Source organism: Streptomyces sp. NPDC111520 (assembly GCF_055635295.1).
Genome location: NZ_JBVKBW010000008.1, coordinates 420,550 through 446,153, shown reverse-complemented (window position 1 = coordinate 446,153; position 25,604 = coordinate 420,550). Strand labels below are relative to the sequence as shown.

Annotated in this window: 24 protein-coding genes and 1 pseudogene; 17 read left to right on the top strand and 8 right to left on the bottom strand. The window is 73.2% G+C overall.

Going from position 1 to position 25,604, the window contains the following annotated elements; genetic code table 11:
• Positions 1–19 precede the first annotated feature (19 nt).
• The gene (locus ACZ7MY_RS21950; RefSeq protein ID WP_431967844.1) at positions 20–1,828 is read right to left on the bottom strand and encodes a glycoside hydrolase family 15 protein; all 1,809 of its coding nucleotides are present in this window, start codon (positions 1,826–1,828) and stop codon (positions 20–22) included.
• A 398-nt stretch (positions 1,829–2,226) separates the two neighbouring features.
• Between ACZ7MY_RS21950 and pyrG the strand changes: the two genes are divergently transcribed.
• The 11 genes and pseudogenes from pyrG to ACZ7MY_RS21895 all read left to right on the top strand — a co-directional run bounded on the left by pyrG (position 2,227) and on the right by ACZ7MY_RS21895 (position 15,384).
• On the top strand, positions 2,227–3,879 hold the full coding sequence (pyrG, locus tag ACZ7MY_RS21945) for a CTP synthase (protein WP_499603855.1): 1,653 nt from the start codon (positions 2,227–2,229) through the stop codon (positions 3,877–3,879).
• Between the two features lie 64 nt (positions 3,880–3,943).
• Positions 3,944–4,567, top strand: a complete 624-nt coding sequence (locus ACZ7MY_RS21940; protein ID WP_499603852.1) for an NUDIX domain-containing protein — start codon at positions 3,944–3,946, stop codon at positions 4,565–4,567.
• A gap of 129 nt (positions 4,568–4,696) precedes the next feature.
• Entirely contained in the window at positions 4,697–7,021 is a 2,325-nt protein-coding gene (locus ACZ7MY_RS21935) for an AAA family ATPase (RefSeq protein ID WP_499603850.1), read from the top strand.
• A 251-nt stretch (positions 7,022–7,272) separates the two neighbouring features.
• Positions 7,273–8,388: an alanine dehydrogenase gene (gene ald, locus ACZ7MY_RS21930; RefSeq protein ID WP_499603903.1), complete on the top strand. Its 1,116-nt coding sequence runs from the start codon at positions 7,273–7,275 to the stop codon at positions 8,386–8,388.
• Between the two features lie 363 nt (positions 8,389–8,751).
• Entirely contained in the window at positions 8,752–9,825 is a 1,074-nt protein-coding gene (locus ACZ7MY_RS21925; protein WP_499603849.1) for a ParA family protein, read from the top strand.
• Entirely contained in the window at positions 9,822–10,469 is a 648-nt protein-coding gene (locus ACZ7MY_RS21920; RefSeq protein ID WP_499603847.1) for a hypothetical protein, read from the top strand. The genes ACZ7MY_RS21925 and ACZ7MY_RS21920 overlap by 4 nt, the downstream gene beginning before the upstream one ends.
• 61 nt (positions 10,470–10,530) lie before the next feature.
• Positions 10,531–11,688, top strand: a complete 1,158-nt coding sequence (locus ACZ7MY_RS21915) for a segregation and condensation protein A (RefSeq protein WP_499603845.1) — start codon at positions 10,531–10,533, stop codon at positions 11,686–11,688.
• The gene (gene scpB, locus ACZ7MY_RS21910) at positions 11,681–12,379 is read left to right on the top strand and encodes an SMC-Scp complex subunit ScpB (protein WP_499603844.1); all 699 of its coding nucleotides are present in this window, start codon (positions 11,681–11,683) and stop codon (positions 12,377–12,379) included. Before ACZ7MY_RS21915 ends, scpB begins: the two co-directional genes overlap by 8 nt.
• Positions 12,379–13,449: a pseudouridine synthase gene (locus ACZ7MY_RS21905; protein ID WP_499603842.1), complete on the top strand. Its 1,071-nt coding sequence runs from the start codon at positions 12,379–12,381 to the stop codon at positions 13,447–13,449. Before scpB ends, ACZ7MY_RS21905 begins: the two co-directional genes overlap by 1 nt.
• 150 nt (positions 13,450–13,599) lie before the next feature.
• A pseudogene (locus tag ACZ7MY_RS21900) lies at positions 13,600–14,154 on the top strand (nucleotidyltransferase domain-containing protein); the annotation flags it as partial.
• A gap of 216 nt (positions 14,155–14,370) precedes the next feature.
• Complete coding sequence (locus ACZ7MY_RS21895; RefSeq protein WP_499603902.1) at positions 14,371–15,384, top strand: ADP-ribosylglycohydrolase family protein; 1,014 nt, start codon at positions 14,371–14,373, stop codon at positions 15,382–15,384.
• On the opposite strand, the gene ACZ7MY_RS21890 is transcribed toward ACZ7MY_RS21895, so the two are convergent.
• From ACZ7MY_RS21890 to ACZ7MY_RS21870, 5 genes are all read right to left on the bottom strand, one after another.
• Positions 15,343–16,053 (bottom strand): nucleotidyltransferase domain-containing protein, encoded by a 711-nt coding sequence (locus tag ACZ7MY_RS21890; protein ID WP_499603839.1) that lies wholly within the window; start codon positions 16,051–16,053, stop codon positions 15,343–15,345. The two genes, ACZ7MY_RS21895 and ACZ7MY_RS21890, sit on opposite strands and share 42 nt — an antisense overlap.
• Before the next feature lie 18 nt (positions 16,054–16,071).
• Entirely contained in the window at positions 16,072–16,542 is a 471-nt protein-coding gene (locus tag ACZ7MY_RS21885) for a Rieske (2Fe-2S) protein (protein ID WP_499603837.1), read from the bottom strand.
• On the bottom strand, positions 16,539–17,129 hold the full coding sequence (locus ACZ7MY_RS21880) for a DUF6529 family protein (RefSeq protein WP_499603835.1): 591 nt from the start codon (positions 17,127–17,129) through the stop codon (positions 16,539–16,541). The genes ACZ7MY_RS21885 and ACZ7MY_RS21880 overlap by 4 nt, the downstream gene beginning before the upstream one ends.
• 31 nt (positions 17,130–17,160) lie before the next feature.
• Positions 17,161–17,838, bottom strand: coding sequence for a hypothetical protein (locus ACZ7MY_RS21875; protein WP_499603834.1), 678 nt, complete (start codon positions 17,836–17,838; stop codon positions 17,161–17,163).
• 89 nt (positions 17,839–17,927) lie between these two features.
• Entirely contained in the window at positions 17,928–18,290 is a 363-nt protein-coding gene (locus tag ACZ7MY_RS21870) for a DUF952 domain-containing protein (RefSeq protein WP_499603832.1), read from the bottom strand.
• A 118-nt stretch (positions 18,291–18,408) separates the two neighbouring features.
• On the opposite strand from ACZ7MY_RS21870, the gene aroH reads away from it, so the two are divergent.
• From aroH to der, 5 genes are all read left to right on the top strand, one after another.
• A complete protein-coding gene (gene aroH / locus ACZ7MY_RS21865) occupies positions 18,409–18,771 on the top strand; it encodes a chorismate mutase (protein ID WP_499603830.1) in 363 nt (120 codons plus the stop codon).
• Positions 18,768–19,853: a prephenate dehydrogenase gene (locus ACZ7MY_RS21860; protein WP_499603828.1), complete on the top strand. Its 1,086-nt coding sequence runs from the start codon at positions 18,768–18,770 to the stop codon at positions 19,851–19,853. Before aroH ends, ACZ7MY_RS21860 begins: the two co-directional genes overlap by 4 nt.
• 208 nt (positions 19,854–20,061) lie before the next feature.
• Positions 20,062–20,805, top strand: a complete 744-nt coding sequence (gene cmk, locus ACZ7MY_RS21855; protein WP_499603826.1) for a (d)CMP kinase — start codon at positions 20,062–20,064, stop codon at positions 20,803–20,805.
• Positions 20,802–21,461 carry a lysophospholipid acyltransferase family protein gene (locus ACZ7MY_RS21850; RefSeq protein ID WP_499603825.1) on the top strand — a complete coding sequence of 220 codons (660 nt, stop codon included), beginning with the start codon at positions 20,802–20,804 and terminating at the stop codon, positions 21,459–21,461. The genes cmk and ACZ7MY_RS21850 overlap by 4 nt, the downstream gene beginning before the upstream one ends.
• Before the next feature lie 66 nt (positions 21,462–21,527).
• Positions 21,528–22,985: a ribosome biogenesis GTPase Der gene (gene der, locus ACZ7MY_RS21845; protein WP_499603823.1), complete on the top strand. Its 1,458-nt coding sequence runs from the start codon at positions 21,528–21,530 to the stop codon at positions 22,983–22,985.
• 194 nt (positions 22,986–23,179) lie between these two features.
• Here the strand turns inward: der and ACZ7MY_RS21840 are convergent, their stop codons facing one another.
• Positions 23,180–23,398 (bottom strand): hypothetical protein, encoded by a 219-nt coding sequence (locus ACZ7MY_RS21840; RefSeq protein ID WP_499603822.1) that lies wholly within the window; start codon positions 23,396–23,398, stop codon positions 23,180–23,182.
• Between the two features lie 202 nt (positions 23,399–23,600).
• On the bottom strand, positions 23,601–24,371 hold the full coding sequence (locus ACZ7MY_RS21835; protein ID WP_499603821.1) for a DUF8842 C-terminal domain-containing protein: 771 nt from the start codon (positions 24,369–24,371) through the stop codon (positions 23,601–23,603).
• Positions 24,372–24,908: 537 nt separating this feature from the next.
• Here ACZ7MY_RS21835 and ACZ7MY_RS21830 point away from each other — a divergent pair.
• Complete coding sequence (locus ACZ7MY_RS21830) at positions 24,909–25,535, top strand: LysM peptidoglycan-binding domain-containing protein (protein ID WP_499603819.1); 627 nt, start codon at positions 24,909–24,911, stop codon at positions 25,533–25,535.
• Positions 25,536–25,604: the final 69 nt, after the last annotated feature.

The following is a 25,604-nucleotide window of genomic DNA, read 5'->3' as shown; positions in this document are numbered from 1 at the left end:
GGGGGCGGCGGCCCCGCCGTCAGCCGCCGTACGCGCCGCTCGCGGTGAGCCGCAGCGCCGTGTCGATCAGCGGCACATGGCTGAACGCCTGCGGGAAGTTGCCGACCTGCCGCTGCAGTCGCGGGTCCCACTCCTCGGCGAGCAGGCCGAGGTCGTTGCGGAGCGCGAGCAGCTTCTCGAAGAGCCTGCGGGCCTCGTCGACCCGGCCGATCATGGCGAGGTCGTCGGCGAGCCAGAACGAGCACGCGAGGAAGGCGCCCTCGTCACCGGGGAGGCCGTCGAGGTTCTCGCCGCCGGGAGGGGCGTCGGTCGGGTAGCGCAGCACGAAGCCGTCCTCGGTGGACAGCTCCCGCTGGATCGCCTCGATGGTGCCGATCACGCGCTTGTCGTCCGGCGGCAGGAAGCCCACCTGGGGGATGAGCAGCAGGGAGGCGTCCAGCTCGCGCGAGCCGTAGGACTGCGTGAAGGTGTTGCGTTCCTTGTCGTAGCCCTTCTCGCACACGTCGCGGTGGATCTCGTCGCGCAGTTCGCGCCAGCGCTCCAGCGGCCCGTCGACCTCGCCGGACTCGATGAGCTTGACGGTGCGGTCGACGGCGACCCAGGCCATGACCTTGGAGTGGACGAAGTGCCGGCGCGGGCCGCGGACCTCCCAGATGCCCTCGTCCGGCTCGTCCCAGTGGTCCTCCAGGTACTGGATGAGCCGGATCTGCAGCAGCGAGGCGTAGTCGTTGCGGGCCAGGCCCGTCATGTGCGCCAGGTGCAGGGCCTCGGTGACCTCGCCGTAGACGTCGAGCTGCAGCTGGTGGGCCGCGCCGTTGCCGACCCGGACCGGGATCGAACCCTCGTAGCCGGGCAGCCAGTCCAGCTCCGTCTCGCCGAGCTCGCGCTCGCCGGCGATGCCGTACATGATCTGCAGGTTCTCGGGGTCGCCGGCGACCGCGCGCAGCAGCCACTCGCGCCAGGCACGGGCCTCGTCCCGGTAGCCGGTGCGCAGCAGGGAGGACAGGGTGATCGCCGCGTCGCGGAGCCAGGTGAAGCGGTAGTCCCAGTTGCGGACGCCGCCGATGTCCTCCGGGAGGGAGGTGGTGGGGGCGGCGACGATGCCGCCGGTCGGCCCGTACGTCAGGGCCTTGAGCGTGATCAGGGAGCGGACCACGGCGTCCCGGTAGGGGCCGTGGTAGGTGCACTGGGCGACCCACTCGCGCCAGAAGTCCTCGGTGGCCTCCAGCGAGGCCTCGGGCTCGGCCAGCGGGGGCGGCTCCTTGTGCGAGGGCTGCCAGCTGATGGTGAAGGCGATGCGGTCGCCGGGCGACACCGTGAAGTCCGCGTAGGTGGTGAGGTCCTTGCCGTACGTCTCGACGTCGGTGTCGTGCCAGACGGAGTCGGGGCCGGCGACGGCGACGGTGCGCTCGCCCACCTTGTGCACCCAGGGCACGACCCAGCCGTAGCTGAAGCGCATGCGCAGCGCGGACCGCATCGGCACCCGGCCGCTGACGCCCTCGACGATCCGGATCAGCTGGGGGGCGCCGTCACGCGGCGGCATGAAGTCGATCACACGGACCGTGCCGCGGGGGGTGTCCCACTCGGACTCCAGCACCAGGGAGTCGCCCCGGTAGCGGCGGCGGGTGGCGGCCGGGGGCCGGGTGCCGTTCGCGTGGGCGGGACCGAGCCGCCAGTACCCGTGCTCCTCCGTGCCGAGCAGGCCCGCGAAGATCGCGGGGGAGTCGAAGCGGGGCAGGCACAGCCAGTCGACCGTGCCGTCCCGGCACACCAGGGCGGCGGTCTGCATATCGCCGATGAGTGCGTAATCCTCGATACGCCCGGCCACGTAGGTCTCCCAGTCGAACGACGGCGGCGCCCCGTGGGACTGGGGCGGTGATTGCGGTCTGTGGATCTGTCGACGAGCTCTTTCCCGGGAGCGGGCGGGGTAGTGCCGTGCCGGTTCACTCGCATCGAATCGATGTGTCCGAGCAGGATACGACGTCAACGCGGGCTGTGCGGAAGCGACGACCGCACCCGCTGGGCCGGTCGGGTGCATTTTGTCGTACCAAAGTCCCGGTGGCCTCGTTTTTCGTCAGAGAGCCGCCCGCACCGTCTGGTGCGCGTCACTGATACCCTGGTAGCCCGTGGGCCGGTGGGCTGAACCACTGAACCGCCGCGACGACACCCCTCTTCACCACCATGGTGCCGTCCCGACCACCACCTCGCGACCACGGGAGCCCCCTGTTGGCACTGCCGCCCAAATCCACGACGACCAAGCACCTCTTCGTCACGGGGGGTGTCGCCTCCTCGCTCGGCAAGGGCCTGACCGCCTCCAGCCTCGGCGCCCTGCTGAAGGCCCGGGGTCTGCGCGTCACCATGCAGAAGCTCGACCCGTACCTCAACGTGGACCCGGGCACGATGAACCCCTTCCAGCACGGTGAGGTGTTCGTCACGGACGACGGCGCCGAGACCGACCTGGACATCGGCCACTACGAGCGCTTCCTGGACGTGAACCTCGCCGGCTCGGCCAACGTCACCACCGGCCAGATCTACTCCTCGGTGATCGCCAAGGAGCGGCGCGGCGAGTACCTGGGCGACACCGTGCAGGTCATCCCGCACATCACCAACGAGATCAAGTCCCGCATCCGGCGCATGGCGACCGAGGACGTGGACGTGGTGATCACCGAGGTCGGCGGCACCGTGGGCGACATCGAGTCGCTGCCCTTCCTGGAGTCCGTCCGCCAGGTCCGGCACGAGGTGGGCCGGGACAACGTCTTCGTGATGCACATCTCGCTGCTGCCGTACATCGGCCCCTCCGGCGAGCTGAAGACCAAGCCGACGCAGCACTCGGTCGCGGCGCTGCGCAGCATCGGCATCCAGCCCGACGCGATCGTGCTGCGCGCCGACCGCGACGTGCCGACGTCCATCAAGCGCAAGATCTCGCTGATGTGCGACGTGGACGAGGAGGCGGTGGTCGCCGCCATCGACGCCCCGTCGATCTACGACATCCCCAAGGTGCTGCACACCGAGGGCCTGGACGCCTACGTCGTCCGCAAGCTGAACCTGCCGTTCCGCGACGTCGACTGGACGGAGTGGGACGACCTGCTGGGCCGGGTCCACCAGCCCGAGCACGAGGTGAAGGTCGCGCTCGTCGGCAAGTACATCGACCTGCCCGACGCCTACCTGTCGGTGACCGAGGCGCTGCGCGCCGGCGGCTTCGCCAACAACGCCAAGGTCAACATCAAGTGGGTGACCTCGGACGAGTGCAAGACCCCGGCGGGCGCCGCCCGTCAGCTCGGCGACGTGGACGCGGTCTGCATCCCCGGCGGCTTCGGCGACCGCGGCGTGGAGGGCAAGGTCTCGGCGATCACCTACGCCCGGGAGAACCGCATCCCGCTGCTCGGCCTGTGCCTGGGCCTGCAGTGCGTGGTCATCGAGGCGGCCCGCGGCCTGGCCGGCATCCCGGACGCCAACTCGACCGAGTTCGACCCCGCCACAGCGCACCCGGTGATCTCCACCATGGCCGAGCAGCTCGACATCGTGGCCGGCCAGGGCGACCTCGGCGGCACCATGCGGCTGGGCCTGTACCCGGCGAAGCTCGCCGAAGGCTCCATCGTCCGCGAGGTCTACGGCGGCGAGCCCTACGTCGAGGAGCGGCACCGCCACCGCTACGAGGTGAACAACGCCTACCGCGGCGAGCTGGAGAAGAAGGCCGGCCTGCTGTTCTCCGGCACCTCCCCGGACAACACCCTGGTCGAGTACGTCGAGTACCCCCGCGACGTGCACCCGTACCTGGTGGCCACCCAGGCGCACCCCGAGCTCAAGTCCCGCCCGACCCGTCCGCACCCCCTGTTCGCGGGACTGGTCGCGGCCGCCGTCGAGCGCCTCAAGGGTTGATCGGTACGGTTGCGGGGGCGGGCCGGCGAACGGGCCGCCCCCTGCACCGCGTACGGAGGGCACCATGCTGAAGGACACCCCCGAGCAGTGGCGGGTCACCGCCACCGCCACCCCCTTCACCGGGAAGAAGACCGGCGTCCGCACCGACGACGTCGTCATGCCCGACGGCAGCGTCGCCCGGCGCGACTACCAGGTCCACCCGGGCTCGGTGGCCGTGCTCGCCCTCGACGACCAGGACCGGGTCCTGGTCCTCAAGCAGTACCGCCACCCCGTGCGGATGAAGCTGTGGGAGATCCCCGCCGGGCTCCTCGACGTCCCCGGCGAGAACCCGCTGCACGCCGCCCAGCGCGAGCTGTACGAGGAGGCGCACGTCAAGGCCGAGGACTGGCGGGTGCTCACGGACGTGTACACCACGCCCGGCGGCTGCGACGAGGCCGTGCGGATCTTCCTGGCCCGGGGCCTGTCCGAGGTGGAGGGCGAGCGCTTCGAGGTGTCGGAGGAAGAGGCCGACATGGAGTCCGCGCGCGTGCCGGTGCAGGAGCTGGTCCGCGGGGTCCTCGCGGGCGAGCTGCACAACAACTGCCTCGTGGTCGGAGTGCTGTCGTTGCAGGCCGCCCGGGCCGGGGACGGCCTGGAGGCGCTGCGCCCGGCCGAGGCCGAGTGGCCCGCGCGACCGTTCTCCGCGTGATCGGTTCGGTCTGACCATCCGATCGTCCGAGAGGGTGATCATTGGCCGGATCCGCCGCGTCGCGTACGGGGGTTGGACCCCCACCGTGAACTAGGCTCTTGCCGTTCGTAGGAGAACGGGAGTGGGCCCGTGGCGGATCACGTGCTGGACGCCGACGCATCGGCGGCGGCCTCTGACGACGGCCCGTGGGAGCCGGCGTCACAGACCCCGGCACACGGCACGCTGCCCCCCGGCCTGCCGGGTTTCGTCGGCCGCCGCCGCGAGCTCGAGGAACTGCGCGCCGACATCGACCGGCCGGGCCTGGCCGCCCTGCGCGGCCAGACGCCCGACGGCAGTCGTGTCCTGCTCGTGGCCGGCCGGCCGGGCTCGGGACGCACGGCGCTGGCCGTGCGGCTCGCCCACGAGGTGGCCGACCGCTACCCCGGCGGTCAGTTCTACGTACGGCTCAGCGAGAACGACGGCCGTCCGGTGCCGCCCGAGCAGTCCGCCCGCGACCTGCTGCGCGCGATGGACGTGGAGGCCGAGCCGGCCGCGGAGCCCGAGGAGCTGCTCGCCGCACTGCGCACCGCCCTGAACGGGCGCAAGGCCGTCCTCGTCCTGGACGACGTCGTCGACTCCCGGCAGCTGCTCGACCTGTTGCCCAGGGGCTCGGGGAACTTGCTGGTGGCCACGGCCGAGGGGCCGCTGCCCGGCGTCCACGACGTACGCCCGTGCACCCTGGGCGGGCTGGACCCGGCGGCCTGCGTGGACCTGCTGACCGAGGCGGTCGGGCGGGTGCGGATCACCAACGACCCGCGGGCCGCGGAGGGCCTGGTCCAGGAGTGCGGCGGGCACCCCGGGGCGCTGCGGCTCGTCGCCGCCTGGCTCGCCGCGCAGCCCCGCACCCCCGTCGCCGAGGCCACCCGCAGGCTGCACGCCGACGCCGGCGAGCCGGTGGCCGCGAACGCGGCGTCCGACGGCGGCGCGGCCACCCGCGGCAACGGCATGCTCCGCGCGGACGTCGGGCACCGCACGGGCAGCGGCCCGCTGCCGGAGGCGTTGCGCGGTCTGGCCGCGGACGGGCAGGCACGGGTGCTGCGCCGGGCGGGCGCTCCGGGCGAGCCCGCGGCGAAGGCGGCCGGCGGCGCACGGGAGGCCGACGGGACCGGGGCGGCGAAGGAGAAGGGGAGCGCCACCGCGGCGTCCACCCCGCGTGCCACTCCCGCGCCGGAGCTGCTGCGCGCCTTCCGTTTCGTGTACGGGGCGCTCTCGCCCGCCGTGTCCCGGATGCTGCGGCTGCTCGCGCTCGCCCCCTCGGGCCTGACCGACGCGCACACCGCCTCCGCGCTGGGCGGCTGCTCGGTCGAGGCCGCGCAGGCCACGCTGGCGGACCTGGCCGCCTGCGGGCTGCTGCACCCCGAGCCGGTCTTCGGCGAGCTGCCGGCGCAGTACCGGGTGCCGGGCTGGCTCACCCCGCCGCTGCGGGCGCTGCTGGAGGGCACGGAGAAAGCGTCCGAGGTGCAGCTCGCCCGCGCCAGGATGCTGGAGCGCACGGTACGGCTGCTGCACGCGTGCCGGATGTGCCTGGAGGGCGAAGAGGAGCCCGACGGGCTGCCCAAGTCCCTGCGCTTCCCCGGCCGTCCGGTCGCGGCGGGGTGGCTGCGGATGCGGCTGCCGGTCCTGCTGGCCGCCGCTCGGCTGGCGGTCGCGGACGGCGACCTGGACACCCTGGCCCGCCGCCTGATGGCCGCGCTCGTGCGCGCCCTGGCCGCGGACCCCGACGGCGGCGCGACGGCGCCGGAGCGCTACCGGCTCCACCACCTGGTGCTGGACGTCGCCGAGCGGCGCGGACTGCACCGGGAGAAGGCGGCGGCCCTGCTGAACATCGGCGACCTGGACGTCGAGGCGGTCCGCCCGCTGGACGCCCTCGACCGCTACCGGGCCGCGCTGGTCGCCTCCCGGGAGGCGTACGACGGGGATGCCGAGGGCCGCGCGCTGGAGGCCATCGCCGGGACCTACCTGGAGCTGGACGACCCGCAGCGGGCCTCCGACTGGTACGGCCGGGCGCTGGCCCTGCGGCAGGCCCGCGGCGAGCTCGTCCACCAGGCGCGGCTGCACGCCCGGCTCGGCGCCCTGTTCACCTACGCCGGCCACTACGGCAACGCGCTGCGCGAGTGGCGTGCCGCGGCCGCCGCGCACCGGCGGCTGAAGGACCTGCCCGCGCAGGCCCGGGCGCTCAGCGAGGTGGCCCGGGTCCAGGAGTACGCGGGGCACCCGGAGGACGCGCTGCGGACCTGCCGTGACGCCCTGTACTGGGCCCGGCAGGCCAAGGAACGGCGACTGGAGGGCGCGGTGCTGCTGCGGATGGCCGACACCCTCGACCGGCTGGGGGACCCCGCGGGCGCCCGGTTGCAGCGGGCCGCCGCGCGGCGGCTGCTGCCGGCCGAGGAGATTCCGCAGCCGGAGGAGGACTGAGGGCCCCTGTTTCCGGGGCCGAGGGCCCGCTGGGGCACCTCAGATCGCGCCGAGAGCGAGCTGTACCTACGAAACTGCCGATGCCTTCGCTGAAAGTAGTCACTTTGTAAGGCTGGACAGTGACTCTTCCTTCACTACACTTGGTCGCACCGCAGAACATCGCGGTCAGGTCCGACGTACCCCGTCATCGGGCGACATGTCCGAAGACCTGCTAGAAACCCTCCACTCCCGTGAACAGGACCGTGATCGACGTGAAGGTCGGCATCCCCCGCGAGGTCAAGAACAACGAGTTCCGCGTGGCCATCACCCCCGCCGGCGTGCACGAGCTCGTCCGCGGCGGCCACGAGGTGTTCGTCGAGCAGGACGCCGGCGTCGGCTCGTCCATCCCGGACGGGGAGTACGTCTCCGCCGGCGCGACGATCCTCCCGACCGCCGACGAGGTGTGGGCCGTCGCCGACCTGGTGCTGAAGGTCAAGGAGCCGATCGCGGAGGAGTACCACCGGCTCCGCAAGGACCAGACCCTCTTCACCTACCTGCACCTGGCCGCGTCCCGCGAGTGCACCGACGCGCTGCTGGAGTCCGGCACCACCGCGATCGCCTACGAGACCGTCGAGCTCGCCAACCGCCAGCTGCCGCTGCTCGCCCCGATGTCCGAGGTGGCCGGCCGGCTCGCCCCGCAGGTCGGCGCGTACCACCTGATGCGCTCGGCCGGCGGCCGCGGCGTGCTCCCCGGCGGCGTCCCGGGTGTGGCCCCGGCCAAGGCCGTCGTCATCGGCGGCGGCGTCTCCGGCTGGAACGCCACGCAGATCGCCGTCGGCATGGGCTTCCACGTCACCCTGCTCGACCGGGACATCAACAAGCTGCGCGAGGCCGACAAGATCTTCGGCACCAAGGTGCAGACCATCGTCTCCAACGCCTTCGAGCTGGAGAAGGCCGTCCTCGAGGCCGACCTCGTCATCGGCGCGGTCCTCATCCCGGGTGCCAAGGCCCCCAAGCTCGTCACCAACGAGCTGGTCTCGCGCATGAAGCCGGGCTCGGTGCTCGTCGACATCGCCATCGACCAGGGCGGCTGCTTCGAGGACTCCCGTCCCACCACGCACGCCGAGCCGACCTTCGCGGTGCACGACTCGGTCTTCTACTGCGTCGCCAACATGCCGGGCGCGGTGCCGAACACCTCCACCTACGCGCTCACCAACGCGACGCTGCCCTACATCGTCGAACTCGCCAACCGCGGCTGGCGCGAGGCGCTGCGCCGGGACGCCGCGCTCGCCAAGGGCCTCAACACCCACGAGGGCCAGGTCGTCTACGGCCCGGTCGCCGAGGCGCACGGCCTGGACGCGGTGGACCTCGGCACCGTCCTCGGCTGACGGCCGCCTCATCGATTGATCGATTTTTCGCGTTGGCGTCAACTTGTCGCCAATCCGGTACGCACGGCCGGGTCTTGAGTCCCAAGGCCCGGCCGTTCGCGTGGAACCATACTGTTTTGCCGATTCGTCCCCCCGCGAAACATCCCCGGCGTCGTCGTTACACCCTTGACAGCGAGACGTTCGGTTGCCGACACATCGTGCCGTGTCCGGTGGATTGTGTTGCTGTGAACCACCGACACGCCATAGAGTCGCCAACCGTCGGCATGCTGCAACGCTGACCTATTGAGAAGTTTCCTGGTCACCAAGGAGGTAAGACGACTTGTGAATGAGTCGACATTTGCTCCCGGGGGTGGTCAGCCAGGAATGACCGTGCAGACCGACGGTTCCGCACGACTCGGACCGGTGGCCTCGGTGGCCGTCCGGACGTTCGAGGCGCGCAGGCCCGGCACAGACAACGAGACGCGCTACGCGAACCCCATGGCCCAATACGAAGAAGAGCTGCAGGACGGTCAGTTCTACGACCCCGACGCGGAGTACGAACCCGACCCCGAGTACGCGGCCACCCTCGCACCCGACGCGGCGCGCCAGCGCCGTGAGCGCGTGGGCCCCACCGGCCGCCCCTTGCCGTACTTCCCGATCCCCGGCCCGCTGACGGACCACGGCCCGGCGAAGATCATCGCGATGTGCAACCAGAAGGGCGGCGTCGGCAAGACGACCTCGACCATCAACCTGGGTGCCGCGCTCGCCGAGTACGGCCGCCGCGTCCTCCTGGTCGACTTCGACCCGCAGGGCGCGCTCTCCGTCGGCCTCGGCGTCAACCCGATGGAACTGGACGTCACGGTCTACAACTTGCTGATGGAGCGCGGGCTCTCGGCCGACGAGGTGCTGCTGAAGACCGCGGTGCCCGGCATGGACCTGCTGCCCAGCAACATCGACCTGTCCGCCGCGGAAGTCCAGTTGGTCAGCGAGGTGGCCCGGGAGTCGTCGCTGCAACGCGCGTTGAAGCCGCTGCTGCCCGACTACGACTACGTCATCATCGACTGCCAGCCGTCGCTCGGCCTGCTGACGGTCAACGCCCTGACCGCGGCCCACCAGGTGATCGTCCCGCTGGAGTGCGAGTTCTTCGCGCTGCGCGGAGTCGCACTGCTCACCGAGACCATCGAGAAGGTCAGGGAACGGCTCAACCCCGAGCTGGAGCTGGACGGCATCCTCGCCACGATGTACGACTCGCGGACCGTGCACAGCCGCGAGGTGCTGGCGCGCGTCGTCGAGGCCTTCGACGACCACGTCTACCACACCGTCATCGGACGGACCGTCCGCTTCCCGGAGACCACGGTCGCCGGTGAGCCGATCACCACCTACGCCTCCAACTCGGTGGGCGCCGCCGCCTATCGCCAGCTCGCCAGGGAGGTGCTCGCCCGGTGTCACGCCGAGTGAGTCTCCCGGGGGCCGACGAACTGTTCCGCACGACGGGGGGACGGGGGCTCCAGTCCCCGGCGCCGCGGCAGCACGCCAACGGCGAGACTCCCGGCGCGGGCCCGGGCTCGGACCCCGCGGCCCCCGGCGAACGCCCGCTGCGGCAGGTGCCGGCCCCCGCCGAGGAGCCGGCGGCGGAGGAGGCGCCGGTCAGCGAGTCCGCGACGCCCTCCGAGGCGGCCGAGCACGGCGGACGGGACACCGCCGCCGACCCCGGCGCCCCGCCGGCCCCCGCGGCCCGCTCCGTCCCGGAACAGGCGGGTCCGTCCGGTCCGCCCGTACGGCGCGGCCTGCAGGCCCCCGGAACGGGCTCCACGGGCCCCCAGGCGGCCCCGCAGCCGCCCCAGCCACCGCAGCCGCGCCGCAAGTCCGGACGGGCTCCCAGACGGCCCAGCGGGCGCGAGCGCCACGACGAGAAGATCACCGTCTACGTCTCCGCCGAGGAGCTGATGGACCTCGAGCACGCCCGCCTCGTGCTGCGCGGGGAGCACGGGCTCGCCGTCGACCGCGGGCGGATCGTCCGCGAGGCGGTCGCGGTGGTCCTGGCCGACCTCGAGTCCCGCGGCGACGCGAGCATCCTCGTACGCCGCCTGCGCGGCCGCTGACACGCTCCGCGCGATACGGTGCCGTCCTCCGTACGGCCCCGTCAGCACCACCTGGACCCCCATGCCCCCCGACGACACCGCCAGCCCGCAGCGCTCCCGCCGCCTCCTCGGCCGCGGCCCCGGCGCGAGCCCCGTGCCGCCCCCTGCCGCGGCCGAGGAGGGCGTGGACGGCCCGGGCGCGGGCGACGGGGCAGGTGATCCCGGCCACACCACGTCCCCGGTGCCGCCGCCCGCCGTCGCCGAAGCCGTGGCGGAGACCGCCCCGGAACCCGTGGGACCTTTGCTCGTCGCCGACCCGCCGCCCGCACCGGAGGCCGGGGAGCCGCCCGCCACCGACGAGCCGGCGGACGCGGGCGAGCCGGCCGACGGGGGCGAGCCCGGGGACGAGGACGGCGGCGCCGCGAACGACGGCCGCTTCACCGTCCGGCTGGCGAACTTCGAGGGTCCCTTCGACCTGCTGCTGCAGCTGATCTCCAAGCACAAGCTCGACGTCACCGAGGTCGCCCTCTCCAAGGTGACGGACGAGTTCATGGCGTACATCCGCGCCATGGGACCCGACTGGGACCTGGACCAGACCACGGAGTTCCTGGTCGTCGCGGCGACCCTGCTGGACCTGAAGGCCGCCCGCCTGCTGCCCGCCGCCGAGGTGGAGGACGAGGAGGACCTCGCCCTGCTGGAGGCCCGGGACCTGCTCTTCGCCCGGCTGCTGCAGTACCGCGCGTACAAGCGGATCGCCGCGATCTTCGCCGAGCGCCTGGAGGCCGAGGCGCTGCACCACCCGCGCACCGTGGGGCTGGAGCCGCAGCACGCCGAACTGCTGCCCGAGGTGGTGCTGAGCATCGGGCCGGAGCGCTTCGCGCAGCTCGCCGTCAAGGCGATGCAGCCGAAGCCGAAGCCGCAGGTGTACGTGGACCACATCCACGCGCCGCTGGTGAGCGTCCGCGAGCAGGCCGAGCACGTCGTCGCGATGCTGCGGGAGCGCGGCGAGGCGAGCTTCCAGGAGCTCACCTTCGACGCCCCCGACACCTTGACGGTCGTGGCGCGCTTCCTGGCCCTGCTGGAGCTCTACCGGGAGAAGGCGGTGGCGCTCGACCAGGAGGAGGCCCTCGGTACGCTCCAGGTCCGCTGGACGGGCGGCGCGGCGGCGCCGGACCAGCCGCTGGTCACCGACGAATTCGACCAGGCGCCCGCCGCCGCGAAGGACGGGAAGGATGGCTGACGTGACGGAGGTGACCGGAGTGACCGAGCCGGCGTCCGAGGCGCCCGAGACGGTCGAAGGGACCGTAGGGACGGCCGGCGGTGCGCCCGCGGGGTTGCTGTCCGTGGCGGGGCTGGAGCTGCGGCCCGCCCTGGAGGCGGTCCTGATGGTCGTGGACGAGCCCGTCACCGAGGAGACCCTGTCCAAGGTGCTGGAGCGCCCGCGCCGGGAGATCGCCACCGCCCTGCACGACCTCGCGGAGGAGTACGCCGCCCAGGGCCGCGGCTTCGACCTGCGGCTGATCGCCGGCGGCTGGCGCTTCTACACCCGGCCCGCGTACGCCGCGGCCGTGGAGAAGTTCGTCCTGGACGGCCAGCAGGCCCGGCTCACCCAGGCCGCGCTGGAGACGCTGGCGGTCGTCGCGTACCGGCAGCCGGTCAGCCGTTCGCGGGTCTCCGCGGTGCGCGGGGTCAACTGCGACGGCGTGATGCGCACCCTTCTGCAGCGGGGTCTGGTGGAGGAGTGTGGGACGGAAGCCGAGACAGGTGCGATCCTGTACAGGACGACGAACTACTTCCTGGAGCGGATGGGCCTGCGCGGCCTGGACGAGCTGCCCGAGCTCGCCCCGTTCCTCCCGGAGGCGGACGCCGTCGAGGCGGACTCCCTGGAGGGCGTCCCCTCATTCGACCCGGACTCGACGACGGAAACTTGATGCGAAGCAGCAGCGGCAGCGGCAGGAACAGCGGTGGCAACCGGAACTACCGGGGTGCCGGCAACGAGCGCGACGACCAGCAGAAGCGCGCGCGCCGGCCCCGTCCGGAGGAGCGCCGCTACGACGTCGGCGGCGGCGCCGGTGGGTCCGGCGGCTCCGGGGGCTCCGGCGCACCGGGGGGAGCCGCCAAGCGCGGCACCGGCGGCAAGCCGGGCGGCGCGTCCGGCAAGCCCCGCAAGTCCGCGCCCGCGCGCCCGCGCGAGCTGGACGCCCAGATCGAGGAGCGCAACCGCGAGCGGCACAGCAAGCCCAAGCTGAACCTGCCCAAGACCTTCCCCGGCGCGGAGCAGGAGGGCGAACGCCTGCAGAAGGTGCTGGCGAGGGCGGGCATGGGCTCGCGCCGCGCGTGCGAGGAGCTGATCGAGCAGCGCCGCGTCGAGGTGAACGGCAAGATCGTCACCGAACAGGGCCTGCGGGTGGACCCCGACAAGGACGAGGTGCGCGTCGACGGGCTGACCGTCGCCACGCAGTCGTACCTGTTCTTCGCCCTGAACAAGCCGGCCGGCGTCGTCTCCACGATGGAGGACCCCGAGGGCCGCCAGTGCCTCGGGGACTACGTCACCAACCGCGAGACCCGGCTCTTCCACGTGGGGCGGCTGGACACCGAGACCGAGGGCATCATCCTGCTCACCAACCACGGCGAGCTGGCCCACCGCCTCACCCACCCCCGCTACGGCGTGCAGAAGACCTACCTCGCCGCGATCAACGGTGTGCTGCCGCGCGACATCGGCAAGCAGCTGAAGAACGGCATCCAGCTGGAGGACGGCTACGCCCGCGCCGACAGCTTCCGCGTCGTGCAGCAGACCGGCAAGAACTACCTGGTCGAGGTCACCCTGCACGAGGGCCGCAAGCACATCGTGCGCCGCATGCTCGCCGAGGCGGGCTTCCCGGTCGACAAGCTGGTCCGCACCAGCTTCGGCCCGATCGCGCTCGGCGACCAGAAGTCGGGCTGGCTGCGGCGGCTCACCAACACCGAGGTGGGCATGCTGATGCGCGAGGTCGACCTCTGAGCCGTCCGCACCCCGACGGTACGGGCCCGGTCCGCCTCCCGTGGCGGACCGGCGTCCCGGGCCCGGCGACCGGCCGGCCTCCGGCCGCTCTGCGGCTGCTCCCGGGATAAGGACTTTCCCGGAAGGTGCCGTTCCGGGAAGGATGGCGCCATGACCATCCACGCCGAACGCCTGCGCGGGGCCGGGCTGCCCGAACTCACCCCGGACCTCGCCCAGCAGGGACACCCGTTGCTGTTCGCCACCGTCTCCGGTGCGCACCTGTACGGCTTCCCGTCCCGTGACTCGGACGTGGACCTGCGCGGTGTCCACCTCCTCCCGCTGGCCGACCTGATAGGGCTGCGGGAGGGCGAGGAGACCCAGACCCGCATGTGGCAGCAGGACGGCCTCGAACTCGACCTGGTCACCCACGACCTGCTGAAGTTCGCCCGGCTCATGCTGCGGCGCAACGGCTACGTGCTGGAGCAGCTGCTGTCCCCGCTCGTGGTGCACACCAGCGGCGTCCACGCCCAGCTGGTCGACCTCGCGCCCGGCGTCATCACCGGCCACCACGCCCACCACTACCGGGGCTTCGCCCGTACCCAGTGGGAGCTGTACGAGAAGACCGGCGAACTCAAGCCGCTGCTCTACACCTTCAGGGTGCTGCTGACCGGCATCCACCTGATGCGCACGGGCGCCGTCGAGGCGCACCTGCCGACGCTGCTGGAGCACGTCCCCGCCCCCGGCTACGTCCGCGAACTCATCCACGAGAAGGCCGTCGCCGAGCACGGCCTGGCATGGACCTCGACCCGCGGCGCGTCCGCGCCGACGTCGACGCCCTCCACGCGGTCCTGGACGACGCGCAGCGCGACACCCGGCTGCCCGGCGAGCCGACGGCTACGACGCCCTCCACGACCTGGTCGTCCGCACCCGGGTGGCCGCCGTATGAGACGCGCCGCATCGGGGGCGATGGCGGGGCTGGCGATCGGTGACGCGCTCGGCTTCCCCACGGAGTTCAACGACGTCCCGTCGATCCTGGCCAAGTGCGGCCCGTGGCGGGAGATGGAACTGCCCCGCCCGGCCTTCGTCACCGACGACACGCAGATGACCCTCGCCCTCGCGCGCGGGCTGCGCACGGCGACGGAACGCGGCCCCCTCACGCCGTCCCGGCTGGCCCGCCCGGTGCGCGAGGAGTACGTCGACTGGTACCACTCGCCCGACAACAACCGCGCCCCCGGCCGCACCTGCCTGGTCGCCTGCGCGAAGCTGGACCATCCGGACCGGCCCTGGCAGGAGGCCAGCCAGACGGGCTCCAAGGGCTGCGGCGCGAACATGCGGGTCGCCCCGATCGGGCTCGTCCCCGGGCTGCGCCCCGACGAGCGGTCCGGGGCGGCGCAGTTGCAGTCCGCGCTCACCCACGGCCACCCCACGGCGCTCGCGGCCTCCGACCTCACCGCGCACGCCGTCCACCTGCTCGCGGGGGGCGCGGAGCCGGCGGAACTCACCGGCCTGCTGCGCGGCTACGCGGCGCAGCAGCGCGACACCTACCACGAGTGGTGGCTCGGGGACCTGTGGCTGCGCGCCCACGACCACGGCCCGCCGGCCTTCGTCCGCCGTGGCTGGGACGAGTGCGTCGAGGCGCTCGACCGCCTCGACGCGGCGCTCGCGGCGCCCGACCGCGAGGCCGATCCGTGCCTGGCGACCGGCGCCGGATGGATCGCCGAGGAGGCCCTGGCGACCGGTCTGCTGTGCTTCCTGCTCTTCCCGGACGAGCCCGTGACCGCGGTGCGCCGGGCGGCGTGCTCCTCCGGGGACTCCGATTCCATCGCCTGCCTGACGGGCGCCTTCGCCGGCGCGCACCACGGCCTGGCGGCCTGGCCGGAGGCCTGGCTGGAGCACCTCGAGCACCGGGACGAACTACTGGCCTTCGGCGCCCTGTGGGACGGCGACGGCGGCTGACGCCCGCCGGACCCGGAACAGGAAGTCCTCGACGCGGGCCCGGTCCGGCTCGTCCGGGAGCGGGCTGCGCGAGGCGGCGGCCGCCGCCTCCTCGTACAGCCGGCGCATCCAGACCTCCGTCTGGGACCAGCCCACCTCGCCCCGCTTGACCGCGAGCAGCCGCTCGCGGTGCTCGCCGACCTCGATGCGCAGCTCGCCGGTGCGCAGCAGGTCGCGGGCGCTGATCAGCAGCCGCAGCAGGTGCATGGCGTGCTTCCAGCGGGGCGCGCCGTGCGTGCGGACGTCGGCCTCCAGCTTCCGCAGCTGGCCCGTGGCGTAGCGGGCGAAGCTCTCGTGGACGTGCCGGGACAGGAAGGCGCCGCGCAGGGCGAGCAGTTCCCTGCCGGTGTCGTCCACGTGCTCGACCAGGGGGGAGTGCAGGCACTCCAGGATGTTGGGGTTGGCGCGCAGCGCGAGCTCGCAGAACCGCTCCAGCTCCCAGGAGAACTGCTCGCGCTCCGGACCGTCCACGTGGCGGGGCGGCTTGTCGAACCGCCAGAAGAGCGGGGTGGGCGCGACGTACACCCCGCGGCGGTCCGTGTCGCTGCCGTCCGTGGCCAGTCCGAAGGCGCGCGAGCCCATCACACAGGCGTAGACGGTGTGATGGCGTACGAGGTCGTGGTCGCGCATGGACCGGGATGGTACGGGCTAGGCGAGGACGATCTCGCCGTCTTTTTCGACGATCGACTCGGCGGGCAGCGGCTTCGGGGCCGGCCCGGCGACCACCGAGGCGTCGGTGATGCGGAACTTGCTGCCGTGGCAGGGGCAGTTGATGGTGCCGTCGGCGACGCTGTTCACCAGACAACCCTGGTGGGTGCAGACGGCCGAGAAGGCCTTGTACTCGCCGGCCTCGGGCTGGGTCACCACGATCTTCTTGTCCGTGAGCACCGTGCCGCCGCCCACGGGCACGTCGGCCGTCTTCACCAGCACCTCGCCCGGGGTCGCGGCCGGTGAGGCCGATGCCGAACCCGGCGGCGACGCCGGCGCCGCGGCCGGCGCGGAGGCGGGCTCCGAGGCCGGTGGCGCCGAGGTCGCCGCGGCCTGCGGCGCGCTCTCCTCGCCGTACTTGCTGCATCCCGCAAGCGCCGCCGTCGACAGCAGCACGATGCGTCGTTTCATGTCGTCACCCCGACCGTTCGGAAGAACCACAACGCGGACGTCAGCCACAGGACCGTCAGCGCCGTGAAGACCAGCCCGCCGACGAACGGCAGCAGCCGGTCCGGCAGTCGCTCGGCCCGCAGCAGGAGCATCTTTGCGGTGAATGTCCCGAAAAAGAAGCACCCGACCAGCGAGTGCCACAACACGCGGCCGCTGTACGTCTGATAGCCCAACGCGTACAGGCAGTGCACGGCGACCGGGACGGTCAGCAGGAACGCGGCCCGGCCCGACCAGCGGTGCAGCCCGCCGGTCCAGGAGGGGGCGCGGACGCCGGGCACCTTGCCGTACATCACCAGCGCCGAGGCCGCCTGCACCAGGGCGAGGGCGAAGGCGGCCGTGGCGAGCCACGCCTTGACCGCGCCCGTGCTGGAGAAGCCGGCCAGGTTGAAGGCGGTGCCCGCCGGGTCGTGGACCCTGCCGTACGCGCCCAGGGCGACGGCGACCGCCGCGGCGGCGAGCGCGGGGACGAGGAACACGGCGGCCCGCTGCCGGGGCCGCGGCGGCGGTGCGGGGAAGGACGTGGTGGCGGCGTTCGGGTCCACGTTCATGGGGCGCTCCTGCCTGCCTGCGGGCGGACGGTCAGGGGATGGGCCGTGCGGTGAGCTGCGTGCCGTCGACGGTCACGGCGCCGGTGGCGGGGTCGATGGCGGGGGCGGCGGACGGTTCGCCGTCGCGCGAGACGATCCCCACCTGCTTGCCGTTCGGCAGCACGATCCAGCCGCCGACGACCCGTGCGCCGCGCACGGAGGCGGTCGCCCGGTACAGACCGGACGGCTTCACCGCGTGCCCCGCGGTGAAGGGCTGCTCCAGCCCGGTCAGCCGCACCTGGCCGGTGACGCGGCCGCCCTCCACGGTGCCCTCCAGGCGCGCGCCCCGGTCACCGGTCAGGCGCATCCGGCCGTCGTCCCGGACCTCGCCGCGCAGCCACGCCTCCTTGGTGCGCCCGTCGCAGACGTACGCGACGGCCTTCCCGTCGCGCAACGCGATCGCGACGCCCGCCGCGCCGTCACCGGTGCGGCCCGCGTAGTCCGCGTCGGGGCGCGGGGCGGCCGTCCTCGTGGCCGTGGGGGAGGGGGTGGGCGTGCGCGACGCCGAGGGCGGCCCGGAGGGGGCCGGGGAGGTCGCCGGAGTAGCCGCCGAGGGCGGCGGGGCGTCCGCGCCCGCCGGCGGCGGTTCCGTCGTCGCGTTGAGCGACAGCATGACCAGGGCGAGCACCAGCCCCGCCAGGAGCGTGTGGAGCGGTCCGGAACGCTGCATGTCCGCCTCCCCCGAGGCCGCGCGGTCAGGCCCCCATCGAACCGGACCGCCGCCCCGCCGTCCAGGGGCGTGTCAGGACAAAGCAGCGCTTACGACCACACCGCCAGCGCCACCGCGCGGCCCTCCGCGTCCCGCCGCACCTCCAGCATCCCGACCACCGCGCTGCGGTTGACGCGCCCGTACACGTGCGGGAAGCGGGTCTCCGCGGGCACCCCGGGCGGCGGCACCGGATCGGCGTCCTCCCACAGCACACGGGCCTCCAGGGCCTCCTCGTCGATCAGCAGCACCATCAACGGACCCGGGGTGTCCCGGTAGAAGGCGTCGGCGACGGCGAGCGCCACCTCCTCGTCGGGCGCGCAGTGCACGAACCCGTCCTCGGCGAGCGACGAGGGCGCGTACGGACGGTCCGGGTCGCGCAGCCAGTCGTCCAGCGGAACCAGGTGGAAGATCATGCTTCATGGTGTACCGCGGCACCCCGTGCGTCTCGCAGGGCGGGCGTGTCCGCCGCACCCCGTCCACCACGACTACGCTGACCAGGTACGTGCGCGCAGCAACACAGGGAGCGATGACGTGGCGGTACGAGCGGTCCGCGGAGCCGTCCAGCTGGAGCGGGACGAGGCGGAGCACATGCACGAGCAGGTCGCCGGGCTGCTCACCGCCATCCTGGAGCGCAACGGCATCGCGGTGGACGACCTGATCAGCGTCTGGTTCACCGCCACCCCGGACCTGCACAGCGACTTCCCGGCGGTCGCCGCGCGCAAGCTCGGCATCACCGACGTGCCGCTGATCTGCGCGCAGGAGCTCGACATCGCCGGGGCCATGCCCCGGGTCGTGCGCATCCTCGCCCACGTCGAGTCCGGGCTGTCCAAGGGCGAGATCTCCCACGTCTACCTCGGCGCCGCGGCCGCCCTCCGCAAGGACATCGCGCAGTGAGGACCGCCCTCGTCATCGGCACCGGCCTCATCGGCACCTCCGCCGCCCTCGCGCTCGCCGCGCGCGGCGTGGTGGTCCACCTGGAGGACCACGACCCCGCCGTGGTGCGGACCGCCGCCGCGCTCGGCGCGGGCACCGACGAGCCCCCGTCCGGCCGGGTCGACCTGGCGGTCATCGCCGTGCCGCCGGCCCACGTGGCCGCGACGGTCGCCGACGCCCAGCGGCGCGGACTGGCCCGCGGCTATCTCGACGTCGCCAGTGTGAAGTCCGGGCCGCGCCGCGACCTGGAGGCGCTCGGCTGCGACCTCACCTCGTACATCGGCACCCACCCCATGTCCGGCCGCGAGCGCTCCGGCCCGCTGGCCGCGACGGCCGACCTGTTCGAGGGCAGCCCCTGGGTGCTCACCCCGACGCCGGTCACCGAGACCGAGGTGCTCAACCTCGCCCTGGAGCTGGTCGCGCTCTGCCGCGCCGTCCCGGTCGTCATGGACGCCGACGCCCACGACCGTGCCGTCGCCCTGGTCTCGCACACCCCGCAGCTCGTCTCCAGCATGGTCGCGGCGCGCCTGCAGCACGCCGAGGACAGTACGGTGCGCCTGTGCGGCCAGGGCATCCGCGACGTCACCCGGGTCGCGGGTTCCGAGCCCGGCATGTGGATCGACATCCTCTCCGCCAACCCCGGCCCGGTCGCCGACGTCCTCGCCGACCTCGCCGCCGACCTGACGGAGACCGTCGAGTCCCTGCGGGCCCTGCAGTCCGCGGACGACGCCAAGCGCCGCGACGGCGCCGCCGGCATCGAGGACCTCCTGCGCCGCGGCAACGCCGGCCGGGCCAAGGTCCCCGGGAAGCACGGCTCCGCCCCCAAGGCGTACGAGGTCGTCGCCGTCCTCATCGGCGACCAGCCGGGAGAGCTGGCGCGGCTCTTCGCGGACGCGGGTGCGGCCGGGGTCAACATCGAGGACGTGCGGATCGAGCACTCGACGGGGCAGCAGGCGGGTCTGGTGCAGCTGATGGTCGAGCCGGCCGCGGCGGCACGCCTGTCCGTGGCCCTGCGGGACCGCGGCTGGTCCCTGCGGGCCTGACCCCCCGGGGCCCCTCAGGGGCCCGGGGAATCGCGGACGTGGTCCGGTGCGGCCCTCCGAGGACGTGGCGTCACGCGGGTCCGAGCGGTGCGCCGGCGGCCCCGCGGGCCCCGGAGCGGGTGGTCCTCGGTGCGGCGGCGGGGCGCCCGGCCGGGGGCCGGGAAATCGTGGTACGGAGCCGAATGGGTGGGCCGGTAACCTTGTGGGGATGGCATTGCGCCAGCCGTGTACCTGCTCCACGCACAAGGAAGGTCCCCCGACTGTGTCGAATCCGGTGATCGTCGCGATCGACGGCCCCTCGGGCACTGGCAAGTCCAGCACTTCGAAGGCGGTCGCGGCCAAGCTCGGCCTGAGCTACCTGGACACCGGGGCGCAGTACCGGGCGATGACCTGGTGGATGCTGAGCAACGGCGTCGACATCGACGACGCCTCCGCCGTGGCGACCGCCGCCGAGAAGCCCGTGATCGTGTCCGGGTCCGACCCGGTGGAGCCCACGATCACGGTGGACGGCCTGGACGCCTCCGGCCCGATCCGCACCCAGGAGGTCACCGCGGCGGTCAGCGCCGTCAGCGCGGTGCCCGAGGTGCGCACCCGCCTGGTCGGGCTCCAGCGTGACGCGGCCGCCGCCGCGCCGGCCGGCATCGTCGTCGAGGGCCGGGACATCGGCACCACGGTGCTCCCGGACGCCACCGTCAAGATCTTCCTCACCGCCTCCCCGGAGGCCCGCGCCGCCCGCCGCGGCGGCGAGCTGACGGCCACCGGCGGCGCCCAGGTCGACCTCGTGGCGACCCGGGAGGCCCTGGTACGCCGCGACGCGGCCGACTCCGGCCGCAAGACCTCCCCGCTGGCGAAGGCGGACGACGCCCTCGAGGTCGACACCAGCGAGCTCACCCTCGACCAGGTCATCGAGTGCGTCGTCACCTTGATCGAGGAGAAGCGGGCCGCTTCGTGAGCGACACCTCCGCGGTTCCCGGGCCGAAGGGCGTGGCGGTCGGCCGCCGCCTCGGCATCGGGATCATCCACAGCCTCTGGCGGCCCCGGGTGCTCGGCGCCTGGCGGCTGCCGGCCGCGGGCCCGGTGATCCTGGCCGTGAACCACTCGCACTACGTGGACGGGCCGGTGCTCATGGGCACCTGCCCGCGCCCGGTGCACTTCCTGATCAAGAAGGAGGCGTTCGTCGGGCCGCTGGACCCGTTCCTGCGTGGGATCGGCCAGCTCCCGGTGGACCGCCACAGCACCGACCGCACCGCGGTGACCAGCGCGCTCAGCGTGCTGGAGCGCGGCGGGGTGCTCGGGATCTTCCCTGAGGGCACCCGCGGCGAGGGCGACTTCGCCGACCTGCGGGCGGGCCTGGCGTACTTCGCGGTGCGCTCCGGCGCGCCCATAGTGCCGGTCGCGGTCCTCGGCACGTCCCGGCCGGGACGGCTGATCCGCGGTCTGCCGCCGGTGCGCAGCCGGGTGGACGTCGTCTTCGGCGACCCCTTCGACGCCGGCGACGGCAGCGGCCGCCGTACGCGTACCGCGCTGGACGCCGCCACCGTGCGCATCCAGAAGCACCTGACCGGCCACCTCGAGTACGCCCGGCGTACCACGGGCCGCGCCTCCTAGCGGCGGCCTGATCCACTCTGGGGCGTGCAAGCGCCCGCACATTTGACGATCGACGGAGAAGCTTTCATGGACATCGAGAACGAGTACGGCGAAGTCGGCGCGCTCGGCGACGCCGAGTACGCCGAGTTCATGGAGCTCGCCGCCGAGGAGGGCTTCGACCTCGACGAGGTCGCGGGCGACCTCGCCGCGGCGGGTCACGGCCCGCTGCCGGTCGTCGCGGTCGTCGGCCGTCCGAACGTCGGCAAGTCGACTCTGGTGAACCGGATCATCGGCCGCCGAGAGGCGGTCGTCGAGGACCGCCCCGGCGTCACCCGTGACCGCGTCACGTACGAGGCGGACTGGAACGGTCGCCGCTTCAAGATCGTCGACACCGGCGGCTGGGAGCAGGACGTCCTCGGCATCGACGCCTCCGTGGCCGCGCAGGCCGAGTTCGCGATCGACGCCGCCGACGCCGTCGTTTTTGTGGTGGACGCCACGGTCGGCGCGACCGACACCGACGAGGCCGTCGTCAGGTTGCTCCGCAAGGCCGGCAAGCCGGTCGTGCTGGCCGCCAACAAGGTCGACGGCCCCTCGGGCGAGGCGGACGCCGCCATGCTGTGGAACCTCGGCCTGGGCGAGCCCTTCCCCGTCTCGTCGCTGCACGGCCGCGGCACGGGCGACCTGCTGGACGCGATGCTGGAGGCGCTTCCCGAGGCGCCGATGCAGTCCTTCGCCAACGCCATCGGCGGCCCGCGCCGGGTCGCGCTGATCGGCCGCCCGAACGTCGGCAAGTCCTCGCTGCTGAACAAGGTGGCCGGGGAGGAGCGCGTCGTCGTCAACGAGCTGGCCGGCACGACCCGCGACCCGGTCGACGAGCTCATCGACCTCGGCGGCAAGACCTGGAAGTTCGTGGACACCGCGGGCATCCGCCGCCGCGTCCACCTGCAGGAGGGCGCGGACTACTACGCCTCGCTGCGTACCGCGGCCGCCCTGGAGAAGGCCGAGGTCGCGGTCGTCCTGATCGACGCGGGCGAGACGCTGGCCGAGCAGGACACCCGCATCATCTCGCTGGCCGTCGAGGCGGGCCGCGCCATCGTCATCGCCTACAACAAGTGGGACCTGCTGGACGAGGAGCGGCGCTACTACCTCGAGCGCGAGATCGAGAAGGACCTGGTGCAGGTCCAGTGGGCGCCGCGGGTGAACGTCTCCGCCCGCACCGGCCGCCACATGGAGAAGCTGGTCCCGGCCATCGAGACCGCCCTGGCGGGCTGGGAGACCCGGGTCCCCACCGGCCGGCTCAACGCCTTCCTGGGCGAGCTCGTCGCCGCCCACCCGCACCCGATCCGCGGCGGCAAGCAGCCCCGCATCCTCTTCGGTACCCAGGCCGGCACCAAGCCCCCGCGCTTCGTGCTCTTCGCCTCCGGCTTCCTGGAGGCGGGCTACCGCCGCTTCATCGAGCGCCGGCTGCGTGAGGAGTTCGGGTTCGCGGGGACGCCGATCCAGGTGTCGGTGCGGGTGCGGGAGAAGCGCGGCCGCAAGAAGTAGTCCCCGCGAGGGCACGGTGTTCCGCCGCCCGCCCGGTCGTCCCCGAGGGGACCGACCGGGCGGGCGGTTCTTCGTGGGTCCGGCGGCGCGCGGAACCCGGCCGCGGCAAGTGGGCCCGCCGGGGCCGGACATGGCGCCGCCCGCCGGGTCGCCTCCTGGAGGGGCGGTCGGGCGGGCGGTTCGTGCGGGGCGGGTCAGAGGCCGCCGTGCATGCGGTTCTCGGCGAGGCCCGGGGGGAGGGCCGGGAGGTCGCCGCGGTGGCGGCCGGCCCGGTACGGGGAGTTGGGGCCACCGCGGTCGCCGAACGCGTTGAACTGCAGGTCCTCCTCACCGGTGCGGTCGCCCGGGAGGGTGCGGAACAGCCTGCGGTACTCGGAGTAGAGCGCGTCGTAGATCGGCGTGCCCTCACTCACGGACGCCTCCTGCGCGGTGCGCATGGGAGGAATGGGGCTCCGGTACTGGGCTCGTGAGGAAGCGTCAAAGGTGTGCACGTCGTGGCAACGAGCGGCTCAACTGCGGGGATGCGGGTCGTACGGATGAATCACGCATATGCACTGCCATAGGCCAAAGGCGCGTACGGACAGCCGTACGCGCCTTTGGTCGGAGCCGGGGCGATCAGGTGCCGGAGAGGGGCATCGTCGCCGCGACGAGGAGCCCGCGCCCGCAGGCGCGCTCGAGGGCGTCGCGCAGCAGGTCCTCTCGGGGCTGCTGGCCGATGGTGCCGTGCGGGGCGGCGTACACGTACACCTCGTTGGTCTTGTGCACCGCCTGGCGCCAGCCCTCGCTCACCGCGAGCGGCTGGTGCGCCTGCCACCACGCGCCGGCGGAGCCGGGCTGCAGGATGGCGTGCAGCTGCCCCATGGCCAGCAGCACGGACCAGCCGGGCAGCGGGGAGGGCGGCGTGGACAGGTCGTTGACGGGGAGGAAGCCCTGCTCGATGAGGATCGGCAGGAAGTCGTCCTCCGGGCCGTTGTCGCCGGGGCGGGCGATCGGTCCGGTCGGTTCGATGACCAGGGCCGGGCACACCTCCTCCTTGACCAGGACGAGGCCGCAGGTGATGCCGAGCACCGCCTGGCGGGGCACGGCCGGCGCCGCGGCACCGGCCACCTCCTCGCCGGCGATGCTCTGCACCGCGCCCTGCAGTTGCTCCTCCGACACCGGCACGACCTGGGAGGGGATGCAGGTCGCGTGGGCGAAGGCGAGCACGGCGGTCTCCTCGCCGACGAACAGCACCGTGCTGGTGCGCTCCGTGGCGGTGTCCCCGGGGGTGCGGCAGGAGGTGCAGTCGTACGTGCCGGGCGCGCTGTCGCCGGCCAGCAGGCGTGCCGCCTCCTCATCGCCGATCTCGGCTCGTACCTCGTCGCTGACGTCGAGCATGGGCGGCACTGAAGCCTCCTTGGAAATGTACGGCTACGGGCTCCTTTGCCGGGCCTCGCCCGGCACATAGTGACAACGGCCGATCTGTGGCGGGAGTCACGGCCTTCTTGGTGCGTGCTCGTGCGTCCGCGTGCGGAGGGTGAGCGGAGGTGCGGAGCCGGTCACTCCTCGTCCCACCTTTCACCCCCGGAAGCCTCCGCGCCTATGAGACGGGTCACATGGCGCATATGCGCTGTGCGGACATGCCGTAAAAAGCACCATCAATCCGGTGTCCTGAATAGGTCTTTACTCCCGGTAACCATCAAGTGGCCTGCGACGTAAGGGATTTGTTTGGTGACGGAGCGCGAGCCTGCCTAGATTGGCCCGCCGTGTGCAGGGAGCACCACCCGGGAGGGCCCGTACGGAGGGCGACCGCGGCCAGGACGGCCGGCGGTCGGCGGGCGAAGGGGGCGGGGACCGCGCCGGATGCGCGGGGACCCGTCCGTCGGGTGCCGTACCAGGAGTACGGCGCCATGGGGGAACCCCGGGTCCGTGGAGAGGGATTCCATGGCCGTATCAGCCAAGTACCGCCGGTCCGCAGTCGCAGCCGGCGTCACCGTCCTGACCCCGCTGGCCCTGATGGCCGCCGCGGGGCCCGCGAAGGCCGCCGGCAACGGGGTCTGGGACCGCATCGCGAGCTGCGAGAGCGGCGGGAACTGGCACATCAACACCGGCAACGGGTACTACGGAGGACTCCAGTTCTCGGCCGGTACCTGGCGCGCCTACGGCGGCACCGCGTACGCGGCCACCGCCGACCGGGCGAGCCGTGAGCAGCAGATCGCCGTCGCCACCAAGGTGCAGCGCGCGCAGGGCTGGGGCGCCTGGCCCACCTGCTCCGCCCGCGCCGGCGCCCGGGGGAGCGCGCCCGCCCGCGGCAGCGCCCCGGCCGCGCCCAGGACGCAGCGGCACACCGCCCCGGCGCCGGCGAAGCAGTCGCGCGGTACCGGCGACCACGCCGACCGCGGCCGGAGCCGGCCGGCGGGGCACGGTGACTACAGCGTCCGCAGCGGCGACACCCTGAGCGGCATCGCGGCCGCCCACGGGACGACCTGGAAGAAGCTGTACGCCGTCAACCGGTCCGTGATCGGCGCCGACCCCAACCTGATCCTGCCGGGTCAGCGCCTGTCGGTCTGACCTCCCGCGCACCCCGGACCACCCGGCGGCCGTGCGCCGACCGGGTGGGCCCGGGACGCGCCCACGGCG